This is a genomic window from Collinsella vaginalis, assembly GCF_900176655.1.
Classification (GTDB): Bacteria; Actinomycetota; Coriobacteriia; order Coriobacteriales; family Coriobacteriaceae; genus Collinsella; species Collinsella vaginalis.
The window spans coordinates 264942-281291 of record NZ_LT838844.1; the positions used below are offsets into that span (position 1 = coordinate 264942).

13 protein-coding genes and 2 tRNA genes are annotated in these 16350 nt (G+C 65.6%); 13 read left to right on the plus strand and 2 right to left on the minus strand.

Annotation, left to right across the window (positions count from 1 at the left end):
• Positions 1–66: 66 nt before the first annotated feature.
• Positions 67–420, minus strand: coding sequence for a nitrous oxide-stimulated promoter family protein (locus CAP13_RS07320; protein ID WP_085830955.1), 354 nt, complete (start codon positions 418–420; stop codon positions 67–69).
• A gap of 313 nt (positions 421–733) precedes the next feature.
• Between CAP13_RS07320 and CAP13_RS07325 the strand changes: the two genes are divergently transcribed.
• The 3 genes from CAP13_RS07325 to mazG all read left to right on the plus strand — a co-directional run bounded on the left by CAP13_RS07325 (position 734) and on the right by mazG (position 3511).
• On the plus strand, positions 734–1105 hold the full coding sequence (locus CAP13_RS07325) for a hypothetical protein (protein ID WP_085830956.1): 372 nt from the start codon (positions 734–736) through the stop codon (positions 1103–1105).
• A gap of 949 nt (positions 1106–2054) precedes the next feature.
• Complete coding sequence (gene yfcE / locus CAP13_RS07330; RefSeq protein ID WP_085830957.1) at positions 2055–2612, plus strand: phosphodiesterase; 558 nt, start codon at positions 2055–2057, stop codon at positions 2610–2612.
• A gap of 5 nt (positions 2613–2617) precedes the next feature.
• Entirely contained in the window at positions 2618–3511 is an 894-nt protein-coding gene (mazG, locus tag CAP13_RS07335; protein ID WP_085830958.1) for a nucleoside triphosphate pyrophosphohydrolase, read from the plus strand.
• A gap of 86 nt (positions 3512–3597) precedes the next feature.
• Here mazG and larE read toward each other — a convergent pair whose 3' ends face one another.
• Positions 3598–4497: an ATP-dependent sacrificial sulfur transferase LarE gene (larE, locus tag CAP13_RS07340; RefSeq protein ID WP_085830959.1), complete on the minus strand. Its 900-nt coding sequence runs from the start codon at positions 4495–4497 to the stop codon at positions 3598–3600.
• A gap of 129 nt (positions 4498–4626) precedes the next feature.
• Here larE and larB point away from each other — a divergent pair, with 129 nt between their 5' ends.
• The 10 genes from larB to CAP13_RS07390 all read left to right on the plus strand — a co-directional run bounded on the left by larB (position 4627) and on the right by CAP13_RS07390 (position 16345).
• Positions 4627–5394: a nickel pincer cofactor biosynthesis protein LarB gene (gene larB, locus CAP13_RS07345; RefSeq protein WP_085830960.1), complete on the plus strand. Its 768-nt coding sequence runs from the start codon at positions 4627–4629 to the stop codon at positions 5392–5394.
• A 62-nt stretch (positions 5395–5456) separates the two neighbouring features.
• Positions 5457–6998, plus strand: coding sequence for a nickel pincer cofactor biosynthesis protein LarC (gene larC, locus CAP13_RS07350; RefSeq protein WP_245798970.1), 1542 nt, complete (start codon positions 5457–5459; stop codon positions 6996–6998).
• Positions 6999–7866: 868 nt separating this feature from the next.
• Positions 7867–9156: a phosphopyruvate hydratase gene (gene eno / locus CAP13_RS07355; protein ID WP_085830962.1), complete on the plus strand. Its 1290-nt coding sequence runs from the start codon at positions 7867–7869 to the stop codon at positions 9154–9156.
• A gap of 1309 nt (positions 9157–10465) precedes the next feature.
• Positions 10466–11170, plus strand: a complete 705-nt coding sequence (locus CAP13_RS09985) for an FtsB family cell division protein (RefSeq protein WP_085830963.1) — start codon at positions 10466–10468, stop codon at positions 11168–11170.
• A 1-nt stretch (position 11171) separates the two neighbouring features.
• Positions 11172–12209 carry a Ppx/GppA phosphatase family protein gene (locus tag CAP13_RS07365; protein WP_085830964.1) on the plus strand — a complete coding sequence of 346 codons (1038 nt, stop codon included), beginning with the start codon at positions 11172–11174 and terminating at the stop codon, positions 12207–12209.
• Between the two features lie 194 nt (positions 12210–12403).
• Positions 12404–12488: transfer RNA gene (locus CAP13_RS07370), tRNA-Leu, on the plus strand.
• A 221-nt stretch (positions 12489–12709) separates the two neighbouring features.
• Positions 12710–12994 carry a PTS sugar transporter subunit IIB gene (locus tag CAP13_RS07375; RefSeq protein WP_085830965.1) on the plus strand — a complete coding sequence of 95 codons (285 nt, stop codon included), beginning with the start codon at positions 12710–12712 and terminating at the stop codon, positions 12992–12994.
• Between the two features lie 180 nt (positions 12995–13174).
• Positions 13175–13261, plus strand: a tRNA-Leu gene (locus CAP13_RS07380).
• 197 nt (positions 13262–13458) lie between these two features.
• Positions 13459–14709 carry a serine hydroxymethyltransferase gene (gene glyA, locus CAP13_RS07385; protein WP_085830966.1) on the plus strand — a complete coding sequence of 417 codons (1251 nt, stop codon included), beginning with the start codon at positions 13459–13461 and terminating at the stop codon, positions 14707–14709.
• Positions 14710–15403: 694 nt separating this feature from the next.
• Positions 15404–16345, plus strand: a complete 942-nt coding sequence (locus CAP13_RS07390) for an SPFH domain-containing protein (protein ID WP_425429849.1) — start codon at positions 15404–15406, stop codon at positions 16343–16345.
• Positions 16346–16350: the final 5 nt, after the last annotated feature.

A 16350-nucleotide genomic window follows, 5' to 3' on the forward strand; every position in this document is an offset into this window, starting at 1 on the left:
GTGCATGGGGCGCGGCCGCATGCATCGGGTTGCGCGTGGCGGACGCGCTTTCCTGAGTGAGGAGTGCTACCGTCCCAGGATGTGCCGGATCGCGGCCACCGGATGGCGATAGACCATGCGTGGCCCCGCATAGCGCATGACCGCGCGAATCGCCTGTGCCTCTTTGGGTGGGTAACAGTGGCGCGCGCAGGCCTGGCATGAGGTTTTATCTGCCATATGGGGGCAATGGGTCGTGTGTCGCTGGGCGGCGCGGTCGAGGTTGGCGCATGCGGGGCAGATGGCCGTTCCGCAGTGGGCCGTCTCGGTGCGTTCGTCCGCGGGATGATGCGCCGCGCACCAAATCGCGATCATCTGGGAGATCACGAGCTGCTCGCGCATGCGTCGACGCGCTATGCGCGGTGTGTCGGGGCGTACGGGCATGGGGGCGGTCCTTTCTCAACAGGGCACAGGGTAGCAGAGCGCGAGGGGTCGCAGGGGCGAGGAGCAGGTACAATGGCGACGATTCTCGAGTGCACCGGGTCGGTCGCCATCGGCCCATGGGGGTCAAAGGCCCTTGCCAACGCGACACCTGGGCACGCTTGGGCGATCGCACGCGGCTGGCGGCCAGATACGGGTGTGCTCCGTGGCGCGCCGCGGGTTTGTTCGCCGTCGGCGGGCCTCACCTCCGTTGCATCCGCTGGGGCGCCGCAACGGTATTGTGCTGAACCGCATCCGATAACGAAAGGATCCATCCATGACCTCAGCCCAGAAAGCACTGCGATTCCTCTGCGCCCTCGCGCTTCTCGGCGCTGCGGATCTCGTCGTCACGCTGATCGTTCTTGCGGCAACCAATGAACTTCCTGAGCTGGTTCAAATTGCCGCGATGGTTGTCGTGGCGCTGCTGGGATCGATCATGGGCGGCTTTGGGCTCAAGGTGGCAGCCGTGCCTACGTGGGCAATCAGGCTGTTGCCGGTTATCATCGTCGCACTGCTGGCGAATCTTGCGAGCATGTTGATCGCGATACAGACGGGCGTCGCCGTGGTGGCTGTGTGCATGAACGCCCTCGTCTCCGTCGGAATCGCCGCTGCGGCGCATGTGGTGAACCGCGAGGTTCGCGGCAGGTAGGGGATGGTGTGAAGTCTGGCCTGTTCGCCTTTCCGGAGAGGGTGAGGTTCGCGGCGGGTAGGGACGAGTCCTGGCAGGGCGGCACCAAGTGGAACGCCTGCCGAGATGGGTCCGAAAACGTCATCTCGACGAGGGTATCCGGCCGATTTGCCTAGGGAGGGCGTGGAGAACGTATTTTGCAGTCGCTTTGTGCACGCGGCCTACCCTTGTGCTTCGGCTGCTGAACGCCGCACTGCTTGAGACCCGGGCCATCCGAGGCCTGCCTGCGTCGTCCGTGATTTCTAGAGACGCGCCGAAAACGTCATCTCGACGCGGGAAAGTAGCCGATTTGCCTGGGCCCGGCTAGTAAAACGTACTTTGCAGCGGATTCTTGTAAGGGGCTGTGTATCTCTGGGGAGCCCCGACCGCCGTGGCCCTGAGGGCCAGGCCCCGATCCTGGGCCTTCGGCTACCGCGGGCCTTGCGCCACACTCGGCGTCGCTTAGGGGCCCTTCCTCCGAAACGGGTTCGAAAACGTCATCTCGACGCGGAAAAGTAGCCGATTTGCCTGAATCAGGCGAGCAGAACGTACTTTGCAGCGGATTCTTGTGAGCGGAGCGGAGCGGGGCAGGGCGGGGAATTCTTGCGGTGGGCTCGAGCTGGAGATCAACGCGGCGGGCCTAAACAGCGGGGGATCAATGCGGCTGCCCACGCGGCTGCCCATGTGGCGGCCCATGCGACAGCCCGCACAGTGGACTCCCGCGACGGACTCCCGCGGCGGCCCGTGCAGTGGACTTCCGCGACGGGTCTGTACGACGGCTGCGTATAGCGGTCCCGTGTAGCGACTCAGTGCTCGCCGCGGGGATCTCCAGCGCCCGCCCCTCCCACCGCACCTCAGCAGCAACCCGTTGCGCTAGCATGGCAGGTGACCTCGCCGCGACCGCGGCGGTGCGCAGCGAAAGGAGCGCGCGATGAAGATCCTCATCGCCTCTGATATCCACGGATCGGCCTACTGGACAGAGCGCCTCGTCTCCGCCATCGATGCCGAGGTGCCCGACCGGGTCGTCCTCCTCGGCGACCTCCTCTACCACGGTCCTCGCAACGACCTGCCCCGCGAGTACGATCCCAAGCGCGTGGCGCCGCTGCTCAACGGCGTTGCCGAGCGCATACCGCTCAATGCGGTCCGCGGCAACTGCGATTCCGAGGTCGACCAGATGGTGCTCGACTTCCCCCTCATGGCCGATTACGCCGAGCTCGTGGACGCGGGCGTCCGCGCACTCTTCCTCACGCACGGGCATGTGTTCGGCGCGGGCTTCCACAACAGCGTCGACCACCTACCCAGGCTCGTGTCGGGTACCGCGGTGGTCTTCGGCCACACGCATGTGAAGGTGAACGAGGCATGCGCGGGGCATCCGGGCATCTGGGCATTCAACCCGGGAAGTGTGTCCATCCCGAAGGATGGGACGAACAGCTGCGGCATCTACGAGGACGGCCAGTTCCGGCACGTGATCCTCACGGAAGGGGCGTGAGGGCGATGGCCGCGAACGAAGCGGGATTCGATAACGTCACGGGACCTGGGGCGTCGCCTCGGGAGGACGCGTCCAAGAGCGGTGCGCCCCAGGCCGCATCCGCACCGTCCCAAGCCGGCGCCGCGTTCCAGGCGCTCGTCGATACCATCTGGCGGCTGCGTCAGCCCGATGGCTGCCCCTGGGACCGCGTTCAGACGCATCAGAGCATCGCGAAGAACATGATCGAGGAGGCCTACGAGGCCGTCGACTGCATCGAGGAGAACGACGCCGCTCACCTGCGCGAGGAGCTCGGCGACGTGCTCATGCAGGTCGTGCTCCATGCGCAAATCGCTGCTGACGCGGCGGAGTTCACCTGCGCTGACGTGGCCCATGACATCAACGAGAAATTGATCAGGCGGCATCCCCATGTGTTCGGCAAGATCAAGGCGGCCGATGCCGCAGGCGCCTTGGACGTGTGGGATCAGGTCAAGCTCGCTGAGCGGGAGGCGCGCGGGGATGCGGAAGCGTCGCTGCCAGGCCTGCTCGACGACGTGCCCCGGGGTCTGCCGGCCCTCATGCAGGCTCAGAAGGTCTCGCGCAAGGCCGCCGCAGCCGGCTTCGAGTGGGAGACCGTCGAGGACGTGTGGGGCCAGGTTGCCGAGGAGCGCGCCGAGTTCGACCGGGAGGCTCCGGGGAGCGCGGAGCGGGAGATGGAGTTCGGCGACCTGCTCTTCGCCCTGGTGAACGTCGCACGCCTTGAGGGGATCGACGCGGAGAGCGCCCTGCGCGCGAGCACGGGCAAGTTCCGCGCCCGGTGGGCGGCCATGGAGGCTGCGGCGAAGGCAGAGGGCCGCGCGATCGAGGACCACACGACCGCAGAGTTGGACGACCTTTGGGATGAGGCGAAGCGCGCGGAGTAGCGCGGGGCTGCTTCAGGGGGACGAGAGCGCAACAGGGCAGGGTGGCAGGCACAGGTGCCGCCCCGTTGCGTTGGCGTGAGCGCTCCCTAGCACCCGCCCTTCGCGGCCGCGATCGCTTCAGCGCTGAGGGCGCTGTTCATGCTGCCCTGCGCGTACCCGCGGGCGCGCACGAGCACGTCCTTGCAGCCAAACGAGCGGAATGCGGCGTCAACCTGATCAAGGAGCTTCACGTCGAAGAGGCGCGCCCGTTCGTCAACACCCACCTCGATGGCCGCGCGCATATTCGAGAGGCGCACACGCACCACGGAGAACCCGAGCTCCTCGAGGTAGGCCTCGCACTTGGCCACGAGCTCAATCTTCTCGCGGGTGATCTCCTCGCCGTAGGGGATGCGCGATGCCAGGCAGGCGCTCGAGGATTGGTCTGCCGCCGGGAAGCCCCAGGCGCGCAGCCATGCCCGCTCCTCGGCCTTGGTCCAGCCGGCCTCGCGCAGCGGTGAGCGCACGCCCAGCTCGGAGATGGCCTTGAGGCCGGGGCGGTAGTCGCCCTCGTCCTCGATGTTGCTGCCGTCGATCACAGTCTCGATCCCGCGCTCGCGGGCGACCTCGATGATGCCGCCGAACTCGGTGAACTTGCAGAAATAGCAGCGCCGCGGGTTGTTCTCCGTGACCTGGGGGTCGTCGAAGGCGTCCTCATCGATCTCAATGGCCTCGAGGCTCAGGCGATCGCGGAGGTTGGCGAAGCCGCGGCGCTCGATGGCGGGCACGAGCGTCGAGCGCACGTGCACGAGCAGGGTGCGCTCGGGCATGCAGCGCTCGCAGACCGCGGCGAGGAACGAGCTGTCGACGCCGCCGGAGCAGGCGATGGCGATCGAGCCGTAGGATTGCAGCAGCGATTCGAGATCAGCGAGTTTCTGCTGGAATACGGCATCGTTCACGTCAAGGGAGACCGGCGCGCGGTCGGAGGCGTCCGGATTGGTCTCAGACATGGCTACCTCTCTCGTGGGATGGTTGGATTTGCACTGGCTCTATCGTACATGGACGAGTCTCATTTTCGCACGCGAAGCGACACGGTGTTCCTCAGTATGCGAAAATGGGGCGCGGACAAAGGAGGGTTTATGGAGCGTGATGAAGCGCTGCGCCTGGCTGAGCAGGTCGCCGCAGGTGAGGTGTCGCCTGAGGAGCTCGCACGCCGCCTGCAGACGGCGTCGGTGAGCAATCTCGGCTACGCACGCGTCGACAACGACCGCGGCATGCGCACCGGAACGTCTGAGGTCATCTACGGGGAAGGTAAGACGGCCGAGCAGATCGCCGGCATCCTCGGGGCCATGCGCGAGGCCGGGCAGGAGCGTGTCCTCATCACCCGGCTCGATCCCGGGAAGGCCGAGGCGGTGCGGGCCCTGCTGCCTCCTGATCGCGCCGCCGTCCTCGATGTGCGCCCGTCGGCCCGGCTCGGGATCCTCGGCGGCATGAAGCCGGTCGACGGCGTGGGCACGGTGCTCGTAGCCTGCGCGGGAACAAGCGATCTGCCCGTGGCCGAGGAGGCGGACCTCACGGCTGAGTTCCTCGGCAACGAGGTCGAACTCCTCTACGACGTGGGCGTGGCGGGCATCCACCGGCTGCTCTCGCAGGTGGATGTCGTCAGTCGCGCGCGCGTGATCATCGCAGTGGCGGGCATGGAGGGCGCGCTCGCCAGCGTCGTGGCCGGTCTCGCCTCGTGCCCGGTCATCGCCGTCCCCACGAGTGTGGGCTACGGCGCTAGCTTTGGCGGGGTGACGGCCCTGCTCGCGATGCTCAACAGCTGCGCAAGTGGAATCTCCGTGGTGAACATCGACAACGGATTCGGGGCCGCGTTCCAGGCCTCGATCATCAACCATCTCAGATAGGAAGGGCCGGCTGTATGGTAACGAGCCTGTATCTTGACTGCTCAAACGGGGCGAGCGGCGACATGATCGTCGCGTCCCTGCTCGACCTGGGAGCGAGCGAGACGGCTTTGCGCGCAGCGCTGGCGAGCCTGCCGGTGGCCGGCGAGTTCGAGATCGCGGTGAGCCGGACCGAGGTGTCCGGGGTTGCCGCCTGCGACTTCGACGTGCGGCTCCTGCAGGGGGACAATCACGATCACGATATGGTCTACCTGCACGGGCACGACGGGGACGCGGGGCACGGGCATCGCGGGCCGGGTTGCTGTGGGCATGATCGCGTGCACGGCGATGATGAGGGCCATGATCACGGGCATGACGACGAGGGCCACAGCCATGACCATGCGCACCACGAGCGCCACGACCATACGCATGGCCATGACGGAGCCTCCTCTGACCACCACCATGACCACGAACACGATGACGCCGAGGGTCATGGCGACGAGGGTCATGGCGACGACCGTGTGCACCGCGGGCATCACGACCATGCTTATGGCCACGATGAGGCCGCCATCGGCCACGATCATGATTGCTGCCTCGCGCGCAGCCACGACGGATCCGCCCACGATCACCATCACGCGCACGGGGGCGAAGGCTCCCATCATCACGCCCATCGCCACCTAGCCGAGGTCCGCGCCATCATCGACGCCGCCGACCTCACGCCGGGTGCCCGGTCAATCGCCCACCGGGCCTTCGAGATTCTCGCTGCCGCGGAGGGCGCCGCGCACGGCCTCCCACCTGAGGAGGTCGGCTTTCACGAGGTCGGGGCCGTGGACTCCATCGTTGACATCATCGCGGCCGCCGTCCTCGTCGACGACCTGTATCCTGACCGTGTCTATGCCACGCCGTTGCCCGACGGTCGCGGCACGGTTCGGTGCCAGCACGGGATCATTCCCGTGCCCGTGCCGGCGGTGCGCAACATCTGCATGCAGCAGGGCATCCCCTTCGCGCACCTTGACGTGGAAGGTGAGCTCGTCACGCCCACCGGCGCCGCCCTCGTTGCGGCTCTGGACCCGTCGTTCACCCTGCCGGGCAGCTACCTCATCCGCGCCGCCGGTGCCGGTGCCGGCAAGCGCCGCTATGCCGTGCCGTCGCTCGTGCGCGCCTCGCTGATCGAGGCCTTTGACGGAGCGGGGGAGCCCGCCGATGAGCGTCGGGTCATGAAGCTCGAGTGCGATATCGACGACGCCTCCGCCGAGGATCTCGCCTACGCCGCCGACCGCCTGCTCGAGGCCGGGGCCCGCGAGGTGCACTGGCTGCCGATCTACACGAAGAAGGGGCGGCCCGGCTATCAGCTGCAGGTGATCTGCCTGCCACGCGACGCCGGGGAGCTGGAGCAGATTATCTTCGCCGAGACACCGACGCTCGGCGTGCGCCACCAGGTCATCGAGCGGAGCGTGCTCGGGCGGCGCATGGATACGGTCGACACGCCGTTTGGGCCCGTGCGGGTGAAGGTGTCGACGCTCCCGGACGGGAGCGAGCGAGTGAAACCCGAGGTGGACGACTTGATCGCGATCGCCCGCCGAGAAGGGATGCCGCTCTCACGGGTTCGCGCGACGGTGGGGCTGTAAAAATAACATGCGCTGCTCTAAGAGGCCGTTCGCGTGGCCCGCGTGGAGGCGGGCTGCAAGGCAGGCGCACCGCGCCCTCGTGGACGGCGCCCCATCCAGGGCTTCGCCGACGGGTGCGACCATAGACTCTGCGGAGAAGGATCGGCTGCCGTCGTGACCGGCTCCGCCGGCGGGTTCGGCCACAGATGCTTCGCGACCCCGTGGATTGCGCCGTATGATGGCGTCTCATTGTCGATACGTTTCCATCCACCGGGCTCAGCGCTGGGTTTCGCACGTGGTTTTCACGGTGACACGCGCCTGGGAATCCTAAAACTTCCAGAAGTGCGGCATTGAATCCGAATTCGCCGAGTAGACTGCTGATTCCTCGCGCCAAACCCGAGGAAAGCGAGGGTCGGTGGACGTCGCTACACGCGGGCCCCGCGTTTACTGCCACACTTCTGGAAGTTTTAATATCGGCTGATAAAACTAGAACGATAATTCTGAATTATAAGACTATGAATTTCAAATTTTTGAATTGACTTGGATCGGGTGGACTGAGTGGTGCGTGGCGGCCTTTGGATGACGCATGGTGCCCTGTTGGCGCTGCTGCTTGCGCTGCTTGCCAAACGTCTTGCAGGATATGGCTGGAAAACGTCATCTGAACGCGAGCTTTCAGCCGATTNGCGCTCCGTCCGCGTCCGAGGCGCGGCCCGCCCGTCCGCAGACGCGACCCCACGCCCCGCCCACGGCCAGCATGGTGTTTTTCGGCGCATTGGCGCGGGAAGCAAAAAGACTGTCGCCCCATGCCTTGGTTGGGACATAATGGAAGCAGTTCGGCTCGATGTACCGGAAGTGTCGGGCCGCGTACTCCAAGGAAGAGGAGACTTGTATGAGTGAGATTCTGGACGTCTACGGTCGCGAAGTGCTCGACTCCCGCGGCAACCCCACCGTTGAGGTTGAGGTTGTGCTCGACGACGGCTCCTTCGGCCGCGCCATGGTGCCCTCCGGTGCCTCCACCGGTGCGTTCGAGGCGTGCGAGCTTCGCGATGGCGACAAGGACCGCTACCTCGGCAAGGGTGTTTCCAAGGCTGTTGACCATGTGAACAAGGAGTGCGCCGACGCCGTCATCGGCATGGATGCGTTCGACCAGCGCGCGGTTGATGCCGCCCTGCTCGAGGCTGACGGCACGCCCAACAAGACCAACCTCGGCGCCAACGCCATCCTCGGCGTCTCCCTCGCCGTGGCCCGCGCCGCCGCTCAGTCCGCCGGCATGGAGCTCTACCAGTACCTCGGTGGCGTGAACGCCCATCTGCTGCCCACCCCGATGATGAACATCTTGAACGGTGGCGTGCACGCCGACAACAACGTGGACTTCCAGGAGTTCATGATCATGCCCGTCGGCGCCCCCAGCTTCACCGAGGGTCTGCGTTGGTGCGCTGAGGTCTACCACACCCTCAAGGGCGTCCTGCACGAGGCTGGCCTCGGTGGCGGTGTCGGCGACGAGGGTGGCTTCGCTCCCAACCTGAAGACCAACGCCGAGCCGTTCGAGTACATCACCAAGGCCGTCGAGAAGGCCGGCTTCAAGCCGGGCGTCGACTTCATGTACGCCATGGACCCCGCCTCCACCGAGTTCTACAACGCCGAGACCGGCAACTACGAGCTCAAGGGCGAGGGCCGCACGCTGACCTCCGCTGAGATGGTCGACTACTGGTGCGACCTCGTGGAGAAGTACCCGATTATCTCCATCGAGGACGGCATGGCCGAGGAGGATTGGGACGGCTGGGTCGAGCTCACGAAGCGCATCGGCAGCAAGGTGCAGCTCGTCGGCGACGACCTCTTCGTCACCAACACCGAGCGCCTGAAGAAGGGCATCGAGCTCGGCGCCGCCAACGCCATCCTGGTCAAGGTGAACCAGATCGGCACGCTGACCGAGTCCCTCGAGGCCATCGAGACCGCCAAGGAGGCTGGCTACGCCTGCATCGTGTCCCACCGCTCCGGTGAGACCGAGGACAGCACGATCGCCGACCTCGTGGTCGCCACGAACGCCGGCCAGATCAAGTCCGGCGCTCCCTGCCGCTCCGACCGCATCGCTAAGTACAACCAGCTCATCCGTATCGAGGACGAACTCTTCGCCAGCGCCAAGTACGCGGGCAAGGATGCGTTCTACAACATCCGCTAGTACGTAGCACACGGAGTCCTTGGCTCCCATCGGGACCCCGGTCCTTCCCCTTCGCGCGTGGCTTCGCAAACGCGCTGCGGGGAAGGACCGGGGTCCCTGCGTTTACGGCTCCGTATCGGTGCTGGGGAAGGGGAGTGCGGCTGCCTCTTTGGGGCTCGTATGGTGTCGGAGAGCCTGCCCTCGGTAGGAAAGTGCGGCGAGCGCGTGCTGGAGCCCGCGCAGCGTGGGATGGCTTTGGTTCCGATGCGGTTGTGAGATGCCCTGTCAGGGCGCCGGACGTTCGTTCGGCGCTGTGCGTGGCGCGTGACAGAAACGGTGCAGGGAACGTACTTTCAGGAGTCAGCGGGATCGGATTTGCCCGCAAGAGGGGTTGAAAGTACGTTTTGGACGTCGGCTCCGTATGCCCAGCACGCACCGTTTCTACCCCGCGCACTCAAGTTTGAAAGTATGCTTTCGCGATCCGTTAAGACGGGATTTGCCTGGTTAGGGGCTCGAAAGTACGTTTTGGACACCGATTCGGCGCCTGCGCCGCGCTCGGCCCCGCTTCGTATGTCTGAGCCTGGAAGTAAGTCTCGGAGGGCAGATGGAGCGGGATTTGCCACATGAGAGGTTGAAAGTACGTTTTGGACACAGATCCCGCGTGCGTAACATGCTCAGTCCCGATGCATGTTCCTGCGGCGCATGCGCATCCGAGTGCCCACCCATATAGCTCGTGCACGTCCCCATGGGCCCTCGCGCGGAGTTTTTGACGGCTGCATCCAAGTCCTTCCGCAGGCGCTAAGACGCGTGGTAAGCTGGTCTCGCAGACGCAATCAAAGATGAATCGCACAAGGCGCATATGGTGAATTCACGCGACAACAGGGGCTTTTCCGTGCAGGACGGTCGTTTGGGCCGTTCGGCGTCAGGCCGTTCCAGCTTCGATACGGCAGCGACGGGCGACCTGTCCGAGGCAGCCCGTCGACTGAACGCCAATCGCAGCTCATCCCGGTCGCGGAGCGCTGCAGGTCGCGGCAAGCGCGGAGCCTCCGCTGGCGATGCCAAGGTGCCCTCCCGTTCGAGTCGCACCGCCGCGACCAGATCCACCGGCGCCGCACATGGCGCGACCTCACAGACGGAGCGCTTGGATGCGGCGCAGGCCCGGTCCGCATCAGCGCGACGCACGGGCGGTGGCCGGGGTCGTCAAACCGCATCGCAGGCGGGGCGAGCCGGCGCACGTGAAACCGCGCCATCTCTCAGCGAGCGCGCTGCCACACGAGATTCCGCCGGATCGGCATCCGATCGCGGCCGCTCGTCGCGCGTCTCCTCGCTCATGCGCTATGCCAGCGACAACCGCGCGGTCCAGGCGATCAACACCCTGCTCACCGGCCCGTTCAGGTATGCGTTCTACGCCGTTATCATCGCTGCGGTGGCGCTCGGGCTCTACTTCCCGATCCGGGATCTCTACATTGCGCACCGCACGAACACCATCCTGACCGAGCAGCTCGCGATACGTGAGCAATACAACGAGAGCCTGCAGAAGAAAGTGGACTCGTACCTCTCGAACGAGGGCATCGAGGATGCGGCGCGCAAGGAGCTCGGCATGGTGAAGGAGGGCGAGCGCCGCATCATTGTCACCGGCACCGACAAGGACGGTAACCCCATCACCTCAACGGATGAATCGGGCAGCTCCTCCACCGAATCAGGCGCTGACGGCACGTCGTCAGACGACGCGTCTTCCGGCACCGATGCCAGCGGGGCCACCACAAATGGTGCATCGAACAGCTCCGACTCCTCATCATCGGCCGACTCAACGGGCTCGTCTTCGGCCGACTCCAGCTCGTCGGACTCCGATTCAGCCGGGTCCACGCAGGATTCCGCCCCCACGACCTCGGCGGAGGTCGAGCGCGCGATGGAGAACGTCTACGCGTCATCGCCGTGGTATTACAAGATCCTGGACGCCGTCTTCTTCTTCCATGGTGTCGCCGGGCAGACCGTAACCTCGACCGGAACCAGCGACAGCTCGACGGGGAATTAGCATGGAGGCCCGCGTAGCCGCCATCGACATCGGCACGGTCTCCTCGCGCTGCGCCTTGGCAACGGTGCGTGACGGACGGATCCTCAGCCTCGAGAAGCGCACGGTCATCACGGACCTCGGCGAGGGCGTCGACGCAACCGGTCGCCTCTCGGATGCCGGCATCGCGCGCGTGGTCGACGCATGCCGTGAGTTCACTGCGGAGATCGCGGCCTTCAAGCCGGCGGGAACCTGCACGACGTGCACGAGCGCCGCGCGAGACGCGGAGAACGGGGATGCCCTGCTCACGGGCCTGCGCGGACTCGGATTGCGCCCGCAAGTGATTCCCGGCGAGGTCGAGGCACGGCTCACCTTCTTTGGTGTCGCCCGCGAGTTCCCGCACCGTCGCATCGCTGTTGCAGATTCCGGGGGCGGTTCGACCGAGATCGCCTGCGGAAGCTTTGAGCCGCAGCGCGTCGATGCCTCGCGAGCCGCTGCGCCTGGCTCAGGCGCAGCGGGCGCCGCCGCGAAGGCTCTCGATCTCGATGCGGTCGAGTCCCTGGACATCGGCAGCCGCCGCGTGACGGACCGCTTCTTCAGCCCGTATCCTCCGGTACCTTCCCAGCTTGGCGAGGCATCCGCATTCGCCCACGAGCTGTTCCGCGCATACTGGGCGCGTTTCACCGGCGAGAGGCGCCGACCGGATGAGCTCGTAGCGGTGGGCGGCACCGTCACCACCCTGGTGGCGATGCTCGAGGGCCTTGTCGAATACGACTCATCCCGCGTGCACCTGCATCGCCTCAGCCTCGCTGAGGTGGGGGAGGTGGTCGAGCGCCTCCAGGGGCTCACGGTCTCCGAGATCGCGGCCATGCCCGGCATCCAGCCGAAGCGCGCGCCGGTGATCCTCGGTGGTGCGGTGACGATCCGCGAGCTCATGTGCGCGGGAGGGTACGGGGAGCTGACGGTGAGCGAGAGCAGCCTGCTCGCCGGCATGGCCGTGGCGGTCTATGAGACGATCTCAGGTGGCCAGACGAGCATCGGTTGGATTCCCGAGCTCTCGTAGGGAGTCGACAGGTCTTCGTGAGCAGCGCGCGTGCCCAACCTGCGTACGCCCATTCGACGCCGGATCCACATGCGATGGCATCCGGAGATCTCCGATCCCAGTCGGTCTCCGGGCACCGTCGTAGGCGCGTCCCGTTCGTCGCGCAATCGAGTACGGCGCTGCTTGGCACGGCCCCGTGGTAGACTTGCCCCTGCGGGGGCGTGGCGGAATTGGCATACGCAGGAGACTTAAAATCTTCGGCCTTCGGGATTGTGGGTTCGAGTCCCACCGCCCCTACCAGCGATTTCAATCACATCATGCGGATGTTGTCTTGCAGCTTGCGGGCGTTGACGAGCCATTTTGGGCTTCCTGCGCCCCTGCTGCGCCAGGCGTCGGCAATCTGCGACCCGCGCCCCGGCAGGGGGTGCGTGTCATTGGCGGAGGCCCTCATTCCGCATTCCGCGCACGGTGCGACCGTGTACACTGAGTCGTGTCAAAATGATCCCGAGAGGAGACATATCATGAAGAAGATCGTCCTGGCATGCGGCTCCGGCGTGGCGACGTCGTCGGCCGTCGCTAAGAAGGTCAGCGAGCTGCTTGACGCCAACGGGTACGAGGGCGCCTACACGATCGTCCAGTGTGCGATCGCGGAGGCGGCGTCGCAGTGTGCAGACGCCGACCTGCTGGTGGCCACGACCGTGGCGCCGGCGGGCATCACCTGCGATTACGTGAGCGGCATCCCCTTCCTGACCGGCATGGGCAAGGCCGACGCCGAGCACCAGATCCTGGAGGTCATGGCCAAGTAGCGCACGCCTGCTGCATGCGAAACGGCAGCCCGGGGAGCTCAGCCTCTCCGGGCTGCTTGCATGTGGGGACGGGCATGACATGGACCTGCCAGGCGGGGACGGATGGCCTGGACGCCCGTTCATTCGCATCCAAAAAATTCTAGTCAAAGCGTGCGGGGTAGTGTATAGTGTCCTGTGCTTGCGGGCGTGGCGGAATTGGCAGACGCGTATGGTTCAGGTCCATATGAGCTCCGGCTCGTGAAGGTTCAAGTCCTTTCGCCCGCACCATTGATCTTTGAGCTCCCAACCGGGAGCTTTTTTCTTGGCTCAGACGTGTTCGAGAACCGGTTCACCGCGGCCCCGTCACCAGCCCCTTCCGATCCAGATTAACCGCCGTCGACGCGATTGCCTCTGGCAAACAGTCCCTCCAGCGTGCATAGTGGTGCGTATGGGCCCCGCGCCCGACCCAACCTGAAGGAGGACCCATGACCCTTGAAAACCTGCGCCGGGAGGACCCGGCCGTCGCATCCGCCATCGACCAGGAGCTCGAGCGCCAGCGCGACACGATCGAGCTCATCGCCTCGGAGAACATCGTGAGCCCGGCGGTGCTCGAGGCCGTGGGGACCGTGCTCACCAACAAATACGCCGAGGGGTACCCGCGCCACCGCTACTACGGCGGCTGCGAGAAGGTCGACATCGTCGAGGACCGCGCCCGCGACCGCGCCTGCGAGCTCTTCGGCTGCAAGCATGCCAACGTGCAGCCGCACTGCGGGGCCAACGCGAACCTCGCGGCCTATGCGGCGCTCATCAAGCCGGGCGACACGGTGCTCGGCATGAGCCTCGACCAGGGCGGGCACCTCACTCACGGCAGCCCGGTCAACTTCTCGGGCCAGCTCTACCGCTTCATCCCCTACGGCCTCGACCTCGAGACCGAGACCATCGATTACGACGAGCTCGAGCGGCTGGCCGAGCGTGAGAGGCCCGCGCTGATCGTCGGCGGCGCCTCGGCGTACCCGCGCACGATCGACTTCGAGCGCATGGCCGCGATCGCCCATGGCGTGGGTGCTCGCTTCATGATGGACATGGCCCATATCGCCGGGCTCGTGGCCACCGGCGCGCATCCCTCGCCAATGCCGTTCGCCGATGTGGTGACCTCGACGAGCCACAAGACCCTGCGCGGGCCCCGCGGCGGCTTCATTCTCACCAACGACGATGATCTTGCGCGCGCGATCAACAAGGCCGTGTTCCCGGGGACCCAGGGAGGCCCGCTCATGCACGTGATCGCCGGCAAGGCTGTCGCGTTCGGCGAGGCCCTGCGGCCTGAGTTCTCCACCTATATCGATGCAGTGGTCAAGAACGCCGCGGCGCTGGGGGAGGGGCTCGTCGCCGGCGGGCTCCGTCTCATCTCCGGCGGGACCGACAACCACCTGTGCCTCGTTGACCTCACGCCGGCGGATGTCACCGGCAAGGATGCCGAGCGCCTGCTCGACGAGGCCGGTCTCACGGTCAACAAGAACTCGATCCCGGGCGAGCCGCGCTCGCCGTTCGTGACGAGCGGCATCCGCGTGGGTTCGGCGGCTGGGACGACCCGCGGCTTCACCGCGGCCGAGTTCCATGAGATCGGCGAGCTGATCGCCCGCGTGGTGTTCGCCGCCGATGACGAGGAGGCGCGCCGCTCGGTCCGTGTCCGCGTGGACGAGCTGCTCGCCGCGCACCCGCTGTATCCCGAGCTGTAGGGACGGCGCGCGCCGGTGAAGGCCGAACTGCGGGAACGGAGCATGCACATATCGAAGTGGGCGAAGCGGGCCTTCCGCAGCGGGCCCGCTTGATGACGGACACGGACGGGCTCCGAAACGTACTTCGGAGCCCGTCCGTTTTAATGCAGCGAAAAGAGGTCCGAAAACGTACTTTGGAGCCCGCCTTCAGGCAGATTGGCTCTAAGACGCCGTGCAAAGTAGGTTTTCTAGCCCCGAACGTCGTCTGCCCTCTTGGCCTGCCTCGTCCGTCGGCCACCTGTCCTGTTCGGGGTCAACGAAATGGATCAGGACATCCGCGGAGAGAACAGTGAGGAAAACGTACTTTGGAGCCCGCCTTCAGGCAGATTGGCTCTGAGGCGCCGTGCAAAGTAGGTTTCTCGCCCTCAAATGCCCGAAGCTCACCGAGCTAGAGCTTCCGCGCTCCAATCGACCGAGCACCGCCGCCATCCACACGCCTCGCACCCACCACCTCGCCGCCCGTCGCTCGCCACGCGGCGCCGTCGCGCCCATCATCCCGCCGCCCAACGGCGCATACATACCGTCCATCGCTCTCGCGTAATGTTTCGGCAAGGCCCCTCCACCGCCTCGGTATCCGCAGCTTAGATAGATTATGCTGATGATACGTACCATTATGTGGATAGGAGTCATCGTGCCGTTCTACCTACTCTCAGAGATCATCGGAATCCTCACGCCGCTGGTGATCGTCGTGATCGTGCTCGTCATCCTGTCGCCGAACGCGTTCTTCGTGGTCAAGCAGCAGCATGCGGTCATCATCGAGCGGCTCGGCAAGTTCCATCGCATCGTGCCGGCGGGTCTTCACGCCAAGATCCCCCTCATCGATCGCCGCGCCGCCACGGTGAGCCTCCGCACGATGAAGAACGGCTTCGACATCGACGTGAAGACAGAAGACAACGTGACCATCGGTCTCGAGGTGTCCGCCCAGTACCATGTCAGCTATGAGATGGGCAACGGTCCCGCCGATTCCGGCGTCTACAAGAGCTACTACATGCTGCAGCAGCCCGTCGCCCAGATGCGCGACTTCATCACCGACGCCCTGCGCTCCTCCATCCCGGTCTACACCCTCGATGAGGTCTTCGCCAAGAAGGACGACATCGCCAAGGACGTGAACGCCACCGTTTCCGAGCAGATGGCCGACTACGGCTTCACGCTCGTCTCGACCCTCATCACCAAGATCGCCCTGCCCGCCGAGGTAGAGGATTCCATGAACCAGATCAACGCGGCCCAGCGCACCAAGGCCGCCGCTCAGGACCTCGCCGAGGCTGACCGCATCCGCCGTGTGACCGAGGCGCGCGCCGAGGCCGAGGCGATGGAGAAGGCCGGCGAGGGCATCGCCAACCAGCGCAAGGCCATCGCGATCGGTATCAAGGACTCTCTCGAGACCATCCAGGAGACCGGTGTGGGCAACGACGAGGCCAACCAGCTCTTCATGTTCACGCAGTGGACCGAGATGATGAACGAGTTCGCCAAGAGCGGCCGCGCGTCAACCGTCGTGCTGCCCACGGACTTCCGCGAGTCGACGAGCATGTTCGAGCAGATCATCACCGCCAACCAGGTTGAGGACGGCACGGGGTCTGACGCGGGCTCCCGCAAGTAACCCGC